This is a genomic window from Paenibacillus sp. VTT E-133291, from assembly GCF_002264395.1.
Lineage (GTDB): Bacteria > Bacillota > Bacilli > Paenibacillales > Paenibacillaceae > Paenibacillus_AQ > Paenibacillus_AQ nitricinens.
Window position 1 is genome coordinate 1 of record NZ_NFVA01000061.1, and the last position, 16,817, is coordinate 16,817.

Consider the following 16,817-nt stretch of genomic DNA (forward strand, 5'->3'; position numbering starts at 1 on the left):
GTATCAAACGAAGCTTATGCTTCGTAAAACTTTTAAGGAGTGAGATCATGAACGAAGCCGCTATGACACTGGAAGGCTGGTATGCATTGCATGACTTCCGCTCACTGAACTGGACCGCATGGACGGCAGCAGATGACGAAGAACGTGCTGTTGCTCTGGAAGAATTACATGCTTTTATGCAAGAATGGAGTCCTGTCGAAGAAGCTAAACAAGGCAGCTCCGCGGTATATTCCATCGTTGGCCAGAAGGCCGATTTCGTAATGATGTTCTTGCGCGAAAGCTTGGAAGATCTGAACAAGCTTGAGACGGCCTTTAACAAAATCGCTTTTGCTCAATATACAACTAAAGCCTATTCCTACGTAAGTATTGTTGAATTAAGCAATTACCTTGCGGGGGGCAGCGATGGTAGTGATCCTATGCAGAATCCGCATGTTATCGCACGTCTAAAACCTGTTTTGCCACAAGCGAAGCATATTTGCTTCTATCCAATGAACAAGAAACGCGAGCTCGCCGATAACTGGTATATGCTTGATATGGATAAACGTCGGGAGCTGATGGCTTCTCACGGATTAATCGGACGAGGTTATGCTGGTAAAGTGAAACAGATTATCAGCGGCTCCGTAGGTTTGGATGATTGGGAATGGGGCGTAACCCTATTCGCTGAAGATCCGCTGCAATTCAAGAAATTAGTCTACGAAATGCGCTTTGACGAAGTCAGTGCCCGCTACGGCGAATTCGGACCTTTCTATGTCGGCAACCTGCTGACTGAGGATTCTTTTGAGGAAATGCTTAAATTGTAACAAAAAAAGGTGAGTCTCCAGATCTTTATGGAGACTCACCTTTTTAAAATGCTATAACGAAGTTCCCGCTTCCTCATCCTCTTCGCTGCCATCTTCATCATCACGCAGACTTTCCAAATATTCAGCCGTAGCCCGGTCACGTGCTCGCCCTTTTTCCTTTAAGCGTTCAATGCCAGGGAGAATGAGCAGATCAATTTCTTTTTGAACAACATACGCTAGATCGTACTGATTCTGATCCTCCAGATAAGATCCAACCTCAATCAGTCCGTTATAACGATCCAATTCTTCTCGGGTCAGCAGTCCACGCACCTGCACGCTGCAGTGACGCATCTTATAAGAATCTTCCTTTTTTCAGAACCAGCGGAATCCCACCAATAATGAACAAATAGCGCATATCCACAACTTTTTTCAATTGAGCTGCGGTCCAGCCCTTGTAAGTTTTGCTGCCAACTACAGCAATCCCTTGACCTTTACCTAGAGAAGCTACTGTTCCTTTATTGCTGAATGCGAATTTCTTTGGTTGTTGATTACGGATCGCAGCCACCAAATTATGAGCACAGCATTCTCCCTGTTGCATAGCAATTTGTGCTGTTGGCGGGTAAGGACGGCCTTCCGGGTTAATCATTAAGGAGCCGTCTCCAATAATAAAGATATTGTCTTGGCCTGGTGCACGTAAATATTCATCTACTTTCACACGTCCGCGCATAGCTTCAAATCCTGCAGCTTCAATCAGACGGTTTCCGCGAATTCCGCCGGTCCAGACAATTGTAGAAGCTTTTATCTCTTCGCCTGATGCCAGAATTACGCCGTTTGGTAGACATTCCTTGATCGCAACACCCATCTTGAAGGTAACACCCTTCTTAGTGAGCAAGTTCATCGCATACTCAACAAGTTCAGGAGCAAATCCTGGCAGAGCTGTTGGAGCAGCTTCTATGTTATATATATTTACCATGCTTGGATCAACGTCAAATTCTTTGCACAACCCAGGGATGCGGTCAGCTAATTCGGCCACAAATTCAATTCCGCTAAAGCCGGCACCACCGACTACGAAATTGATATGCTCCTGTGCATTGTTCTCGTTCTTATATTTGGCAAATTGGTACTCAATATGTTCACGAATCAAACGAACGGAGTTGATGCTCCGGATCGTCAGTGCGTATTTATCAAGTCCTGGAATACCGAAGGTTTCAGGCTCTCCGCCCAAAGCAATGACGAGATAGTCATACGAAAGAGTACCATCCTCCAAAATAATCTTTTTCTGCTGGGTACGAATTTCCTGAACAGATGACTTAACGAGATCGATCTTGAATTCATCGATTAGTTTAGAAATAGACACCCGAGTGTGTTCAATACTATCTGTACCCGCGGCAGGCATATGTAGATGGGTAGTAAAATAGTGGTACTCGTGACGGTTTACGAGCGTGACATCCGCTTCATTATAGTTCAAAGCCTTCTGTAAGCGCTGTGCGGTCAAAATACCCCCATAGCCCGCGCCTAAGATTACGATTTTGGGAATACTACTCATGTTCCGGCTCCTTCCAAGAGGTAAATCTGTCTTTGTATTTTTTATTGAAACAATGTATGGTCCTTTTTGTGAATTTATACACTTATATTTAGAAGAAATTCCAATCAAACTTAAAGGATTTCTAAATTGACCATATCCATTGTAAACCTTAGTGTACTATTAATCAAACATTAAAATACTAAAAAACGTCACATTCTTATTGTGTTCTAAAGTCTTTCTTTGCAGGTATGTGTCACAATGTTTATAATAAGAAAGAATACAAGTATGGCAAAATGAATATATCAACTCGGAGGTGTAATATCCCGTGACACAAGAGCAATCCGGCGTTCCTATGAGCGACCTTTTAATCATAGGTGGCGGTCCAGCTGGCATGTTTGCCGCATTTTACGGCGGGATGCGTCAGGCATCCGTAACACTTATAGAAAGTATGCCCCAATTGGGAGGACAACTTGCTGCACTTTATCCTGAAAAATACATTTATGATGTAGCAGGTTTCCCAAAAGTAACTGCACAAGAACTGGTTGACAACCTGACACGGCAAATGGATATGTTTCAATCGAATATCCGGCTGGAGGAAAAAGTAATTTCTGTTCAGAAACGGGACGAACGCCATTTTGTAGTTACAACCGATGTAGCAGAATATCACAGTAAAGCTATTATCATTACAGCTGGCGTAGGTGCTTTTGAACCTCGTCGTTTAGAACTGCCAGACGCAGGACGGTTTGAAAAAGCCAACCTTCATTATTTTGTAAATGATTTAAATGCCTTTAAAGATAAAAAAGTTCTGATTAGCGGTGGCGGGGATTCCGCAGTAGACTGGGCACTAATGCTGGAACCGATCGCGGAGCAAGTAACCCTAATTCACCGCCGGGATAAATTCCGTGCGCATGAGCACAGTGTAGAGAATCTGATGGCTTCCAAAGTTAACGTAATTACACCTACTGAAATTACAGAACTGCATGGTGACGAGTTTATTACTAAGGTTACCTTATCCCATATCAAGACCAAGGAAACACAAGAAATCGAAGTCGACAGTGTAATCGTCAATTTCGGATTTGTTTCCTCTCTGGGACCCATTGCAGAATGGGGTATCGATATTGAAGGAAACTCCATTGTCGTTGACTCACGTATGGAAACGAGTATTCCGGGAATCTTTGCAGCCGGCGATATCACCACATATCCAGGTAAGCTGAAGCTAATTGCTGTTGGATTCGGCGAAGCCCCAACGGCTGTGAATAACGCAAAAGTCTACATCGATCCGGAAGCCAAGCTTTCACCAGGACACAGTAGTAATATGAAACTCTAATTCTATCTACTACAATAAAAAAGGGTATTCTGACAGGCCTATCAATACCAGCCTATCAGGATACCCTTTTATGTTTGTGACTCGCGGTTTATTTATATGTAGCCTGCTACAAAGGTATACTTTGCGCTGTTTTAATGAAGAACCGCATGAACTGGAGAGTGTAAGTTTCGTTTGCGAATCTCAACGAGTAGAAGAGCGATGAAATCATGCTCTAGTTGCAGTTCTATCGCTCTATGGTAAGAGTCTAGAAGCATCTCATCGGACAATTCAACCATAACGTTCATCTACCTTTCCTGTATTTGGATCTGAATCTATCATATCAAACTATCATTTTTCGAACAAGCGTTCGCGTTATCCACAAGTACATGTGGAAATCCTGTGTATAATATGTGCGTAAGCGTTATAAAGGTGATAACTGCACAGTGGAATATGGGGATAATAGTTATACACAGGACTGAACCACTTGCATACAGCTAAAAATATATTTTTATTGTAAATAAATTACAATATAATTTACCCCAAAAGAACGCAACTAAACGCAATTTTATCTTACTACTCTATTATCGTCAATTCTAAAATTTTTGTTAATTTACTGAGGTCTTGTATTAACCTCCAGAATCCATATTTTACCTGAATAATCCACGGCGTAATCAAAACCCAGTTCGCCTATTCCCGGGAAATGCCGCTCCATCAGTTCGATACATACTAGCGTAAGCCTGCGCATTTCTGCTTTCTTCGCTGAGGCTTTAATTCGAGGCAACGATCTGCGAAGCCCTTCTCGACAAGAAAGCATCGTGCCTCCTTTACATAAATTAGTTACGAACAGGCCAGGCCGGGCCAATCTTCCCACCATAGAGCGAAACTCCCAAACACCACCATTTCTCACTACTTTGACCCGATAATCAATAGGACGCCCACCAATTCTGGCGAGAGAAATCCCCTGTTGAATCAAATATTTACGTCTAACCTTGACGAAATGAAGCGCTCGTCTCATGGATCTAAAGTCCTTGTAAATTCGAGTTCTGTCCATATAAGTAAATCCATAACCCCGGCTATCCCGAAACACTTTAATTACACCGTAGCCTCCACCGCCAACTATTGGTTTAATAACAACATTTCCGTATCTCCGGAGCATGGCTAACAGTGAGTCAGCCGAATACACCCTCGTCATTGGTATATAATGAGAAACCCTCGCGTCACTGAGCAATGCTTCTGTCTTCAACCATTTGCTAGCCAGTTGTCTTCCCGACATCGTCCTTTCCCTCCTTTCACATTCCAGCCTACCCTATACATTACTCAGAAAAGGCCCCGCCCTCTTGTATGATTGTCCGTGTAGGAAGAAGCTCTTAGCAAAAAGGGCATAGAGCTTGTATCGACAACATTCTCAACCCTGCAGGGTATCATTGCAGATTTTGTAGAACCTTATTTCTGAACATTCGACATCTAAATCACAATGGATGAGTTCACTATAACTAGAATAATCTTCAAAATCGTTGTATTATTAATAGCGGTTACATTTTCAATTCCTACTATTATAATAATGAATTAAAGGCTTGCTAAAAAACAGCGCGGGGAGGGCTCGGAATGGCTCAGTTTTTTGAGGTATTATATTGGGTGGCCATGCTTGGGATGTCCATCGTATTGGCTGGAACGACTATACTGATCTGCGCTATCGGCTTAAAATTCATTAAAGACAGACGCAGAGCACTGGGTGCTGGCTGTATTGCCTTTTCCCTTGGAGCCGCAGCGCTCATCGTGTTTATGATTAATTACAAGTTTATTATTCCAGCCTAATTGTACGCAGGAAGCAAAAACGCCTTCAACGTCCCTTAAGGACGGTATGCGTTTTGCGAGAAATATAAGGATAATGTATAACATGAAACCTATACTTTCTTATATTTGAACAAGCAAAAGCCCTCTCGAGGAATTCCATCGGAGGGCTTTTGCTTGTATGTCACTCATATATCTAACGAAAGACGAATCATATCCACTACCTTGATCCCATTTTCAACAATCTCTTCACTGTAGTGTCTGATAAAAAAGTCTCTATCGATTCCGGTAATTCTAAATCCACATTTCTGATAAAGAGCCAGTTGTCCTACGCTAGAATTTCCCGTACCCACTTCTATTGTCTTCGCACCAAGTAATCTCGCATTCTGAATCGCATGATAGACCAACTGCTTACCTATCCCTTTACTTTGCTGATTCTCATCAACGGCTATATTCACTAGCTCCACTGTCTCAGGCCTCGTTTGTAGCAAAACATAGACACCTATAATGCAATTCTCCACTTCAGCTACAAAACATTGCCCTCTTTTTAAATACGCTTCAACAAGACTTAGGGAAGGATCGGCTAATAACAACAAATGTAAGGGAGGTTGTTCTTCTTCGTTTAATTTCCTAATTAGCATGCTTTGAGCTCCTTGTGATGACTTTTGTCATTGAGAATAAAAAAAGCCTCCAAGCCCGTGTTGTAGAAATCAACATGGGGCTTGAAGGCGTAACGTCGCGATTAGCAAGGCTCTTCGTTCGGTTTCCCCGCATCCATAGCTGTACGGAAGCTTGAACCGCAGCCACAGGTTGCAGTAGCGTTAGGGTTGTTGATGGTGAAGCCGCCCGTCATGCCGGATTCTTCAAAATCGATTTCGAGACCATCCAGGTAACGAAGATTCTCTTTCTCCACGACAACCTTCATCTCTTGGATGTCCATATATACGTCCTGATCGGTTTCATTATCATCAAAGCCCATAGCGTAAGAGAATCCACTGCAACCGCCGGGCGTTACTCCAATACGGAGGAACATGTTCGGCATTTCTTGTTCAGCCAGCATCGCCTTTAATTGTTCTGCTGCCTTTTCGCTAATATTAATCATGATCATATCCTCCTATAAATTAGACTGACTTCACAAGAAAAAAACTTATGTTTAAGAGGCCATCCGGCCAAAAGTTACTTTCTTAAAAATATATACTTAATAAACTCAGTATAACCGACTATTCCATTCCCCTCAAGTCACAACTGCCTTATGCTTGACCTATCACACCAAATTAAGCCATCCATATCCAGCTGTTGATCCCCTTATAAGAGAGGTTTATAATAAGGAAGGCAAACATAAGTAAAAATTCGGAAATTTGTCACGGAGGCTAAACCTCTGATTTATTTTCATGAATGAACAGCTACCGTCTGGGTAAGTCTGGGAATTATCTGCGGGCAATGGACCCCGTAAAACTTTCAGGAGGAATTTATTATATGTCTACTCTCTTCACCCCCCAAACAGACGCCCGAATGATGAACATTATTGAAAAAGTTCGCGGCGGCGAAAGATTGAATTTAGAAGATGGCGTTTATTTATATCAAAGTAACGACCTGCTAACGATTGGCCAGTTAGCAAATGAAGTCAATGTCGCAAAGAACAACAACAGGGTATATTTTATCGAAAACATGAGTCTATATTTCACCAATGTTTGCGAATCTCACTGTGCATTCTGCAATTTCCGCAAAGATGATGGAGAAGAGGGTGCATATACCCTTTCTGGTCAGGAAATGGTGCAATATGTCGAACAGCATATTCATCCAGGTGTGCGCGAATTCCATATCGTAGGCGGTCATAATGACAAGGTTCCTTTCCAGTATTACGTGGATTCTTTAAAAGCCCTGAATGAACGTTTCCCTGAGGTAACCTTAAAAGCATACACTGCAGCCGAAATCGATTTTTTCACCCGAATTAGCGGATTGAGTATTCGTGAAGTACTGGAGCAGCTGCGTGCAGCAGGACTTAAGACACTTACTGGTGGTGGCGCAGAAATATTATCTGATCAATACCGTAAAAAAATGCGTGTAGATAAGGCTAATGTGGAAGAATATCTGGAAGTTCACCGGACAGCACATCAGCTTGGCATGAAGACACATACAACTATGCTCTACGGCTCGATTGAATCTCATGAAGATCGTATCCGGCACATGATGCAGATCCGCGATCTACAGGATGAAACCAATGGCTTTATGGTATTCATTCCATTATCTATGCAGCCTAAGAACAAGAATGCAGGGATTATGCGCCGCAACTCCGCTTATGAGGATCTGAAGACGATTGCGATCAGCAGATTAATGCTGGATAATTTCGATCACATCAAAGCGTACTTTATTAATATCGGTCCTCAGCTTACTCAAGTTGCACTGAACTTCGGTGCTTCTGACGTACATGGTACTATTCTTAAAGAACGCATTAGCCATGCGGCTGGTGCCTTAACACCTGAAGGCCTCACTCGCGATGAATTGATCTGGTTAGTAAAAGGTGCTGGACGAATTCCAGTAGAACGTGACACGTTCTACAATGCGATAAAGGTATACGAATAAAAGACTACCTAGATCCGTTACCCTATATTGGAAAGGAAGTTCGGTCAGCATGAGAACACTACTCGTTCTGGGCGGCGGCTATGGCGGCTTGGCCCTAATTCAAGAATTGCTCAATAATCACCTTCCTCAGGATATTGAAATTATCTTAATTGACCGAATGCCTTATCAAGGAATCAAAACGGAATATTATGCGCTTGCCGCGGGTACAGTAACTGACTATCACTTGCGGATCCAGTTTCCGGTTCATCCCCGTCTCACTATCCGTTACGGTGAGGTGAGTTCCATTGATTTGGAGAGTAGAATCATTACAATGGAGCCTGATGAGACTGTGTCTTATGACATACTTGCCATTGCACTAGGTTGTACCGACAATTACCATAACATCCCTGGAGCTGATCAATATACTTGCAGTATCCAGACCTTTGCAGGAACACGCGAAACTTACCAACGTTTAAACGATGTGAAGCCTTATGGAACAATTAACATTGTAGGCGGTGGACTAAGTGGAGTGGAATTGGCGGCAGAGCTTCGGGAGAGCCGGCCAGATCTTAATATTGCTATTCTGGATCGTGGTGAACGTGTCTTATCTGCCTTCCCTGCGAAGCTGTCACAGTACGTGGAGGAATGGTTTCACCACCACCAAGTACAGACACTTGGACGTGTCTCAGTATCCCATGTAGAGAAAGATGCGCTTTTTAACGGTACAGAGGAAATTCTTTCAGATGTTACGGTATGGACCGCAGGGATTCAACCGGTGAAGGTTGTTCAGGAATTAACAGTCCCGAAGGATCGCGGAGGACGGATCATTTTGGATGAATATTATCGTGTACCTGATTATCCAGAAGTGTATGTAATTGGCGACTGTGCCAGCCTGCCATTCGCTCCAAGCGCACAAGCAGCAGGAGCGCAGGGTGAGCAGGTTGCTCAGGTTATTCAAGCCATGTGGCGCGGCGAGACCCCTAAGCTTCATCCTATTCGTCTAAAGGGTACTTTAGGTTCACTAGGCAAGAAAGCTGGATTTGGTCTGATGGGCCAACGCTCCGTCAAAGGACGGGTTCCCCGTATCCTTAAGAGCGGGGTGCTCTGGATGTCAAAACGCACTTTAGGATAAACCTAAGGGCTGCTCTTTTCCGTTATAAATACGAAAAAGAGCAGCCCTTTATTTTCCACAAAAAGCATTTAATCAAGGTCCATATTGAACCAAGCCTCTAGCTCTTTGATTTTAGCATCAATTTTCTCTTCGAGCTCAGCAACCGTATCTGCTGCAACGATGTCTCCTTCAACCATTGCAAATGGAGTTAAATAACATTCCCCACAATTGTTCAGGCATCCGTATTCGATCACATCGTAATCTGGATTTCCTTCCAGCTTTTGCATTAGCTTGTCTGTTCCGTGACCCATGTTACTGGCACAAAATTCAATAATTGGTCTCATGATGATCTCCCTATTCCGCCTAACCATTTTATTTTTTAACTTTTTGTACTATAATGAACTTACGAAAGGAGTGATTGAGAAATGAGTGAGAATGCACAAAGCACCGAAATGTATGATGAAGTATTGGAAGTGCTTGATAAACTTCGTCCGTTCCTACAACGCGATGGCGGTGACGTTGAACTAGTCGATGTAGAAGACGGCATTGTGAAGTTGAAACTTATGGGTGCCTGCGGCAGCTGCCCAAGCTCCACGATCACCTTGAAAGCCGGGATTGAACGCGCCCTTCTTGAAGAAGTAGAAGGCGTACAAGAAGTTATGCAAGTATTCTAATCCCATTCAATATCATTCCCGATCCTCCTCTTCAGGAGATCGGGATTTTCTTATTATAGAGGATTTACACTTTCCCTACAACATACAGCATAAAACCCGCATGCCATTAGGCAGCGGGTTTTATGCTGTTTAGAGAATAAGTTATCTTTCTGTCTTAAAATGCTGGAATGATCGAGCCTTTATACTGCTCTTCAATGAATGCCTTCGCTTCTGGAGAATTCAGAGCAGCGACCAGCTTTTTGATTGCATCAGAATCTTTATTGTCAGGACGAGCTACCAGGATGTTAGCATAGGGGGAATCCGTACCTTCGATGAACAAAGCATCTTTAGTTGGCACTAGGTCAGCTTCCAGCGCATAGTTAGTGTTAATCAAGGCAAGATCCACTTCATCTAATTGACGGCCTAACATTGCTGCATCTAGCTCGATAATTTTAAGGTTTTTCTTATTTTCAGTAATATCCGCTTGAGTAGCTGTGATGTTGGTATCATCTTTTAATTTAATCAGTCCATTTTTGGCAAGCAGGATCAGTGCACGACCACCGTTTGTAGCATCATTAGGGATGGCTACTTTCGCACCATCAGCCAGCTCGTCGATGGATTTGATTTTCTTGGAATATGCACCAAAAGGTTCAACATGAACAGCTGTAACCGAAACTAGATCCGAACCGTTCTTTTGATTCTGGTCATCCAGGTAAGGCTGATGTTGGAAGAAGTTAGCATCCAGATTCTTCTCTGAAAGCTGAACGTTTGGTTGAACATAGTCAGTGAATTCTTTGATTTCCAATGTAATTCCTTGCGCTTCAAGCAATGGCTTAATAGCTTTTAAGATCTCAGCGTGTGGAACAGGTGAAGCACCAACCACCAATTTCACTGGTTCTGTAGTTGCAGCACCGTTTTCAGGTGCATTAGTGGCAGCCGAGTTAGAAGCATTATTGTTATTGCCGCAAGCAGCTAGCACCACAACCAATGTCAGACTAAAAAAAGTAAGTAGTAATTTTTTCATTTTAAATCCCCCTCTTATCCTTGGTATTTGTATGAATAAGGCTATATATAGACGTACCTTATTTCCGTGTAAAATGTCTTACTAGTCGATCACCGGCCATCTGTAGCAGTTGCACCAGTATGACCATCAAGACTACAGCGATAATCATAACTTCCTTCTCATAACGGTAATATCCATAACGGATCGCTAGATCACCTAGACCGCCGCCGCCTACCATCCCGGACATGGCCGTATAAGAGACCAGTGTAACCAGTGTGATCGTAACCCCGGCGAGCAGACCTGGACGAGCCTCTGGCAAAAGAACACGCATAACGATTTGATTCGTCGATGCCCCCATACCTTGTGCCGCTTCGATCACTCCGCGGTCTACCTCTCTTAGTGCCGTCTCTACCAGACGGGCAAAAAACGGAGCAGCACCAATCACAAGCGGTGGAATCGTGCCCAGTACACCAATGGCGGTACCAACAACGGCTTTACTAAAAGGAATCAATGCCACCATCAAAATGATAAATGGTACGGATCGTAGAATGTTTACAATGAACGATAAGACCGAGTAAGTTACTCTGATTACTATACTATTCGATCTTCCCCATAAATACAATAGAATTCCGAGTGGTAAACCAAGAATAATTGTGAATATTCCGGAAAATAGTAACATTTCCAAAGTAGCAACGGTAGCATCCATCATTTCTTGCCAGTTTAAATCTGCGAAATTCATTACGAAATCACCTCCACTTCAAGCCCTTGAGCGGTTAGTTCAGCTATCGTCACAGCAATCGCTTCAGCGGGTCCTTCGAACCGAACAATCATTTGCCCATAAGGTACGTCTTTAATCGTTGAGATGGTACCATGCAGAATGGCAAAGCTAACACCTGTCTCACGTACTACATTGGAAAGGGCAGAGCCGTAGGTCTTCTCTCCGAAAAAGGTAATTTTGACGGCCTGAGAGTTGTCCCCAGCAGCAGCGTCAAGCGCCGTACGAAGGGGGCCCTCATTCTGTGATTCACTGCGAATGAAATCGCGAGTGACCTCATGCTGCGGCTTCAGGAATACCTCCGTCACTTTACCCTGCTCAACGATACCACCACCATGAATGACCGCAACACGGTCGCAGATGCTCTGAATCACGTGCATTTCGTGAGTGATCAGCACAATGGTCAGATGGAATCGTTTATTAATATCGAGCAATAGCTTAAGAATAGAGTCTGTCGTTTGTGGGTCAAGCGCAGAGGTTGCCTCGTCACACAGCAGCACATCAGGGTCGCTGGCAAGTGCCCGTGCGATGCCGACCCGTTGCTTTTGCCCTCCTGATAATTGAGAGGGATACTTATCCTTGTGATCTTCAAGCCCCACTAGGGCAAGCAAGTCTTTTACTTTTGCATCAATACCTGTTCTCGAAACGCCTGTGAGTCGCAGAGGAAAAGCAATATTATCGTACACCGTCGCTGAAGATAGCAGATTGAAATGTTGAAAAATCATCCCAATTTTGCGCCGCTGTTCCTGCAGCTGAGCTTGGCTAAGACTGGTTAGCTCTACACCATCAACCCAAACTTCTCCTTCTGTCGGACGTTCCAACAGATTAATGCATCGGATCAATGTACTTTTCCCCGCGCCAGAATGGCCAATGACTCCGAATATTTCACCTTTTTCGATAGACAGATTCAATCCGGAAAGTGCTGTAGCCGCATGGCTGCCTTTTCCAAATACCTTTGTTATTCCTTTTAGATTAATCAACGCTCGTCGCCCCCTTTATATTTCACTTATTCCATACAAAAAAACCTCCGACGATCGATGCAGATCGCAAGAGGCTCTGTGTGTTTATTTAGACAATGCCTTCTCATCTGCCAACGACCACAAACCTTGCGTCATTGTAGGAATTAGCACCATGACATTTGTATATAACGCTAATCGCGCTGTATACAAATCGGTTGCCGGGCTTCATCGGGCCTATCCCTCCGCCACTCTCGATAAGATATAGAGTATGAAATTTTTATGTTTGAATTCGTACAGACTTTAATGCAAGCATAAGTATAGTAAGTTTCTTGTTTTTTGTCAAAAGGAAATATCTTGAACGCTTAGGATTGTATGCTCTTTGCCTTGCTGATTTCCTTACGCAGCTGTTCATTGCTGTAGCTGAATGCCGCGATTAATGTTTTACAGTTCATTTCAAGGGACTGCTTTAAATCCTCAAGATGGCTATCTAAATCCTCAAGCTGAATTTTGTCATGCAAGCCTTGATGTCGCTGCCATAAATCATCCTGCATTTCGGAATTCATATAATGAATTTCAGCATTTCTGCGCTTGCGTAGATTCTCCAGTGGATCACGATAAGAGTTCTTGATCTGTTCCAGTTGATCCGCTAACGCAGGATGCACATTCAATAACTGAAGTTGACGCAGCACTGTAAAATAAGAAAAATGCGTTTTTAATTTGGAGGTTTTGAGGTCATAAAAATGATTCAGCACCGTTCCAAGCTTGTCCAGAAGAGAGAATACACGAATAAACCCATCTTTATAAAAATAAACATAACGCGCATAATCGCCTTGTTCCACTGGTGACATATCGTCCATATAACCAGCGATTACCGATTTCCGGTAAAAAGCGGCCGCGAACCAGCTTTGCTCCAATTCATCCAGTGACGAGATCAGTCCACGTGTCCAAATCTCCAGCTTGCGGTATTCATGGTCATTATCCTCATGAGCGTTCATTTCCTTGCGCAGTAAGGCTGCAAATGTGGCCATGTTCTCCATCGCGTCAGCCAATACACCGCTGTTCTTTCGAGGCGGCTCTCCAAGTATAACCCGCAGCATATCCCAGTCCTCCTAAAGTTTTATCCAGCACCACGATATACCGATTTCCACTTTATTATTCCGCAGGTAAAGCGACTCTATCCACGGTGGGAACTTTCTACTAAGGGCGTTACAACGGTGTCATTGGATTTGCTCTATTTTTTTCAACAACAACATTTCTCGCGCGATTCAGCTGCCAGACTCTTACACTCATATAACATAGAACACCAAACAAACAGGCAATCAACAAAATATGAGCCAAGGCGGCAAATATGTACAATCTTTCATTATCAAGCGTGTAAACAACAGCAGCTCCACTAAACACCTGCATCAAGCATAGCAGAACAGCAGCTACGCCAAGAGCTCTTAGCTCTGGGTAATCCTTATGCTTCCAAAAGGCTAAATGACCAAGCACCGCAGTAAGTATAAATAAGATCAAAGCCGCAATCCGGTGTGTAAAAACAATACCTACTCCCCCGGAAAGCTCGGGAACCCATTCACCGTTACAGAGCGGCCAGCCAGAACATCCACCGCGCGAATCCGTATGACTAACAAAGGCTCCAATATAAACAACAACATAGGAATATAAGGCCGTTAAGCAGGTTAAATTGCGGAAAGCCTTGCTGACGGGTTTCTTCTGTAGCTCCACCTTAGAATCGTACTCACCTGCTTCATGTCGCCTTTTAGCTCCGAGAGCCAGCATCAGAGAACTTGAAAAAGCGATTAAGGAAAAGCCCATATGCAGTGCCATCACAGCAGCTGATTGGGATTTAATTACTGCAAGCGCTCCCATACCACCTTGAACAATTACAAACAGTAAAGTCATGAATGCATATGCTAACAAGTCCTTCCGATTTCGGGCATAACGCCAAAAAGCAAACATCGAGGCAAGTGACAATAACCCAGCCAAGCCGCTAAACAAGCGATGGGTGTATTCAATCATCGAACCTACAGTATAAGCCGGAATTAATTTCCCATGACAGAGCGGCCATTCATTTCCGCATTCCAATCCCGATCCAGTCTTCGTTACTACCGCTCCCCCTAGTACAGCGAGGAACATGATAAGGCAAGTAAGATAACTAAGCCATTTCAACTGATTTGTCGTCAAAAAATATCACCCGCAGTTTTTAGGAATGAAGAAGCATCTTAAAAAACCACCGCTTTTGCTCAAACAGGCGAAAGCGGTGGTTTTCCGGAATTACTGTTGAAGGCTTTGATGCACTTGAACCGCTTTATCCAGGAAATTCTCAATTTCCTCGCGGGATTTACGTAATTTATTAACGAATCTAACCAATTCACGTCCATCGGAATACGCTACAAAGCTTGGAATACCCATAATATTTTGTTCCTGACTAACGTCACCTACAGCATCAACGTCAACCTCAACCAGCGTTAGACGATCTGCATAGGCTTGCTCTACCTCAGGAATAAAGGGATCGATAAATTTACAATCCGAGCACCAGTCCGCCTTGAATATGGCTACAGTTAATCGAGGAGATTGAATGGCTACTTGAAATTCACCAGGAGAACTAATTTTGTCCATTGTTAATTCAGTCCTTTCTTCCATATCTGTCAAATTTCTATTCTTTAAGTGAAGCAAAATGTCATGCAGAAGTCAAACTTATTCTCGCATACGAACACGCGCAGGCTGTAATTTCATCAGCGGATTCAACAATTTTTGCAATGCACGCGGATAACTGGAGATTTCCTGTTTAGTAAGCACACCCAGTACAATTAGCATGACCAGATAAATAATAACAACTGCTGCCCCTACAACAAGACAAGTGATCAGAAACGCAAGACGTGCAGGTATTAGATCTGTTAACAGAATTCCAGCTTGGTTCAAACCAAAACCAATACCACCGGACACCAGAACTGCAATTGCGAAGCCGCCCCACCGTTTACCCATAATTTCGAAAGGTACAATGGATTTCAGCATCCGTAAGTTAAGAATAGTAATGACTACGAAACAAAGTGCTGTTGCACCGATAATCCCGTAGATCCCAAATACCTTACTTAGTAAGAAGCTCGCGGCTAATTTAACAATAATACCCACTAGCACATAATACATTGAAATACGTGATTTGCCCATACCGAGCAAGATGGAGTTCGTTGTCATCATGGTGATCTGAAAGATCGTTCCAATCGTAAGCATCGCCACAATTCCGCTTCCGTCCAAGCTGCTGAACAGTAACCCATTCACAGAATAGGCCGCTGCCACAAGCGCCAATACAATTGGCATCCCTGTCAGGATAGAAATCCGCAAAGCAAGTGTAATTTGCTTCTTCAAGTGTCCCTCATCACGACGGGCATAGGCAGCTGATATGATCGGAATCAGCGAGGTACCTAGCGCAATGGCTAATACCGGTGGAATTCCGGCCACACTTTGTGCACGCGTGGTTAGTATACCCAAAGCTGCTGTTGCACTCTCTCTCCCCATCTGATCGATAAGCAATGGAACAGCCAAAGAAGTATCAATCACATTCACTACGGGAATCGTAAGTGAAGAGAGCACGATCGGAATTGATAGTGTGAAAATATCCTTGTAAATTCCCCAAATCGGCAATTTTTGAGTGGTATTGTAATTTAATCCTTGCTGTTTATCCTCTCGGCGCAGCTTGATTGCAAAATAAATCATGACACCAAATGCTGCTATACTACCAATTACGCTACCGAAGGATGCTCCTGCTGCTATAGTTGTATTGTTATATCCCTGCTGTAATAGAATATAAGCTAATAAAATAGCGACTAGTACGCGAGCGAACTGCTCTACAATCTGTGAAATACCACCGGCCATCATATTGTTGCGCCCTTGAAAATAACCGCGCATCATGGCAATTGCCGGAAAAAGTAAAAGTGCAGGTGCAATAGCCCTAACTGCCATCGCTGACTCAGGTACGTCAGCAATATGTGTCGCATAGAACGGAGCGCCGAAGTACAGCAAGGCAGTCATGATTACCCCTGCTGCTACTGAAAATATCAATGCTGCATGATATACTTGTCTCGCTTCTTCAGGACGATTCAGAGCGTACCGCTCGGAGACCATTTTACTGAGCGTACTTGGAATACCTGCTGTAGCCACGGTGAGCAGCATTAAATAGATATTGTTCGATACCCCAAATGATGCTCTCCCCACATCATCAAAAATATGATCCAGCGGCACCCGCTGAACAAGCCCGAGTACCCTTGCCACCAAAGCTGCAGCAGCAAGGATAAGCGTGCCTTTTACGAAAGACTCTTTCTTGGACAAACCATTTCCCCTTCTTCACTGTTAAAA

General features: G+C 43.5%; 20 protein-coding genes and 1 riboswitch. Of the genes, 6 read left to right on the plus strand and 14 right to left on the minus strand.

Annotation, left to right across the window (positions count from 1 at the left end; translation table 11 throughout):
• The first annotated feature begins 47 nt into the window (after positions 1 to 47).
• Positions 48 to 800, plus strand: coding sequence for a hydrogen peroxide-dependent heme synthase (gene hemQ / locus CA598_RS21325; RefSeq protein ID WP_094873342.1), 753 nt, complete (start codon positions 48 to 50; stop codon positions 798 to 800).
• A 51-nt stretch (positions 801 to 851) separates the two neighbouring features.
• Here hemQ and CA598_RS21330 read toward each other — a convergent pair whose 3' ends face one another.
• Both CA598_RS21330 and CA598_RS21335 read right to left on the minus strand, forming a co-directional pair.
• Positions 852 to 1,130 (minus strand): hypothetical protein, encoded by a 279-nt coding sequence (locus CA598_RS21330; RefSeq protein WP_094873340.1) that lies wholly within the window; start codon positions 1,128 to 1,130, stop codon positions 852 to 854.
• Between the two features lies 1 nt (position 1,131).
• Positions 1,132 to 2,325 carry an NAD(P)/FAD-dependent oxidoreductase gene (locus CA598_RS21335; protein ID WP_042130890.1) on the minus strand — a complete coding sequence of 398 codons (1,194 nt, stop codon included), beginning with the start codon at positions 2,323 to 2,325 and terminating at the stop codon, positions 1,132 to 1,134.
• Between the two features lie 331 nt (positions 2,326 to 2,656).
• Here CA598_RS21335 and CA598_RS21340 point away from each other — a divergent pair, with 331 nt between their 5' ends.
• Positions 2,657 to 3,631 (plus strand): NAD(P)/FAD-dependent oxidoreductase, encoded by a 975-nt coding sequence (locus CA598_RS21340; RefSeq protein ID WP_094877850.1) that lies wholly within the window; start codon positions 2,657 to 2,659, stop codon positions 3,629 to 3,631.
• Positions 3,632 to 3,762: 131 nt separating this feature from the next.
• On the opposite strand, the gene sda is transcribed toward CA598_RS21340, so the two are convergent.
• Together sda and CA598_RS21350 are read right to left on the minus strand one after the other, a co-directional pair.
• A complete protein-coding gene (gene sda, locus CA598_RS21345; protein ID WP_036685584.1) occupies positions 3,763 to 3,906 on the minus strand; it encodes a sporulation histidine kinase inhibitor Sda in 144 nt (47 codons plus the stop codon).
• A 314-nt stretch (positions 3,907 to 4,220) separates the two neighbouring features.
• Complete coding sequence (locus CA598_RS21350; RefSeq protein ID WP_042191569.1) at positions 4,221 to 4,883, minus strand: YheC/YheD family protein; 663 nt, start codon at positions 4,881 to 4,883, stop codon at positions 4,221 to 4,223.
• Between the two features lie 332 nt (positions 4,884 to 5,215).
• Here CA598_RS21350 and CA598_RS21355 point away from each other — a divergent pair, with 332 nt between their 5' ends.
• Entirely contained in the window at positions 5,216 to 5,425 is a 210-nt protein-coding gene (locus CA598_RS21355; protein WP_094873338.1) for a hypothetical protein, read from the plus strand.
• 164 nt (positions 5,426 to 5,589) lie between these two features.
• Here CA598_RS21355 and CA598_RS21360 read toward each other — a convergent pair whose 3' ends face one another.
• Complete coding sequence (locus CA598_RS21360; RefSeq protein ID WP_094877836.1) at positions 5,590 to 6,042, minus strand: GNAT family N-acetyltransferase; 453 nt, start codon at positions 6,040 to 6,042, stop codon at positions 5,590 to 5,592.
• A 101-nt stretch (positions 6,043 to 6,143) separates the two neighbouring features.
• Positions 6,144 to 6,503 carry a HesB/IscA family protein gene (locus CA598_RS21365; RefSeq protein ID WP_094877837.1) on the minus strand — a complete coding sequence of 120 codons (360 nt, stop codon included), beginning with the start codon at positions 6,501 to 6,503 and terminating at the stop codon, positions 6,144 to 6,146.
• Positions 6,504 to 6,877: 374 nt separating this feature from the next.
• Here CA598_RS21365 and mqnE point away from each other — a divergent pair, with 374 nt between their 5' ends.
• Both mqnE and CA598_RS21375 read left to right on the plus strand, forming a co-directional pair.
• Positions 6,878 to 7,984 (plus strand): aminofutalosine synthase MqnE, encoded by a 1,107-nt coding sequence (gene mqnE / locus CA598_RS21370; protein WP_094873334.1) that lies wholly within the window; start codon positions 6,878 to 6,880, stop codon positions 7,982 to 7,984.
• A gap of 49 nt (positions 7,985 to 8,033) precedes the next feature.
• Positions 8,034 to 9,095, plus strand: coding sequence for an NAD(P)/FAD-dependent oxidoreductase (locus tag CA598_RS21375; protein ID WP_094873332.1), 1,062 nt, complete (start codon positions 8,034 to 8,036; stop codon positions 9,093 to 9,095).
• 68 nt (positions 9,096 to 9,163) lie between these two features.
• On the opposite strand, the gene CA598_RS21380 is transcribed toward CA598_RS21375, so the two are convergent.
• Positions 9,164 to 9,418, minus strand: a complete 255-nt coding sequence (locus tag CA598_RS21380) for a YuzB family protein (protein ID WP_094873330.1) — start codon at positions 9,416 to 9,418, stop codon at positions 9,164 to 9,166.
• An 81-nt stretch (positions 9,419 to 9,499) separates the two neighbouring features.
• On the opposite strand from CA598_RS21380, the gene CA598_RS21385 reads away from it, so the two are divergent.
• Complete coding sequence (locus CA598_RS21385; RefSeq protein ID WP_042130899.1) at positions 9,500 to 9,748, plus strand: NifU family protein; 249 nt, start codon at positions 9,500 to 9,502, stop codon at positions 9,746 to 9,748.
• A gap of 154 nt (positions 9,749 to 9,902) precedes the next feature.
• Here CA598_RS21385 and CA598_RS21390 read toward each other — a convergent pair whose 3' ends face one another.
• The 7 genes from CA598_RS21390 to CA598_RS21420 all read right to left on the minus strand — a co-directional run bounded on the left by CA598_RS21390 (position 9,903) and on the right by CA598_RS21420 (position 16,790).
• Positions 9,903 to 10,751: a MetQ/NlpA family ABC transporter substrate-binding protein gene (locus tag CA598_RS21390; RefSeq protein WP_094873326.1), complete on the minus strand. Its 849-nt coding sequence runs from the start codon at positions 10,749 to 10,751 to the stop codon at positions 9,903 to 9,905.
• Between the two features lie 58 nt (positions 10,752 to 10,809).
• Complete coding sequence (locus CA598_RS21395) at positions 10,810 to 11,469, minus strand: methionine ABC transporter permease (RefSeq protein ID WP_094873324.1); 660 nt, start codon at positions 11,467 to 11,469, stop codon at positions 10,810 to 10,812.
• Entirely contained in the window at positions 11,469 to 12,485 is a 1,017-nt protein-coding gene (locus tag CA598_RS21400; RefSeq protein ID WP_094877838.1) for a methionine ABC transporter ATP-binding protein, read from the minus strand. The genes CA598_RS21395 and CA598_RS21400 overlap by 1 nt, the downstream gene beginning before the upstream one ends.
• 100 nt (positions 12,486 to 12,585) lie before the next feature.
• Positions 12,586 to 12,725, minus strand: a riboswitch (SAM riboswitch).
• Between the two features lie 101 nt (positions 12,726 to 12,826).
• The gene (locus CA598_RS21405) at positions 12,827 to 13,561 is read right to left on the minus strand and encodes a Cthe_2314 family HEPN domain-containing protein (RefSeq protein WP_094873320.1); all 735 of its coding nucleotides are present in this window, start codon (positions 13,559 to 13,561) and stop codon (positions 12,827 to 12,829) included.
• 109 nt (positions 13,562 to 13,670) lie between these two features.
• Complete coding sequence (locus tag CA598_RS21410; protein WP_094877839.1) at positions 13,671 to 14,648, minus strand: COX15/CtaA family protein; 978 nt, start codon at positions 14,646 to 14,648, stop codon at positions 13,671 to 13,673.
• A gap of 90 nt (positions 14,649 to 14,738) precedes the next feature.
• Positions 14,739 to 15,083, minus strand: a complete 345-nt coding sequence (locus tag CA598_RS21415) for a thioredoxin family protein (protein WP_042130904.1) — start codon at positions 15,081 to 15,083, stop codon at positions 14,739 to 14,741.
• 78 nt (positions 15,084 to 15,161) lie between these two features.
• A complete protein-coding gene (locus CA598_RS21420) occupies positions 15,162 to 16,790 on the minus strand; it encodes a putative polysaccharide biosynthesis protein (protein WP_094877840.1) in 1,629 nt (542 codons plus the stop codon).
• Positions 16,791 to 16,817: the final 27 nt, after the last annotated feature.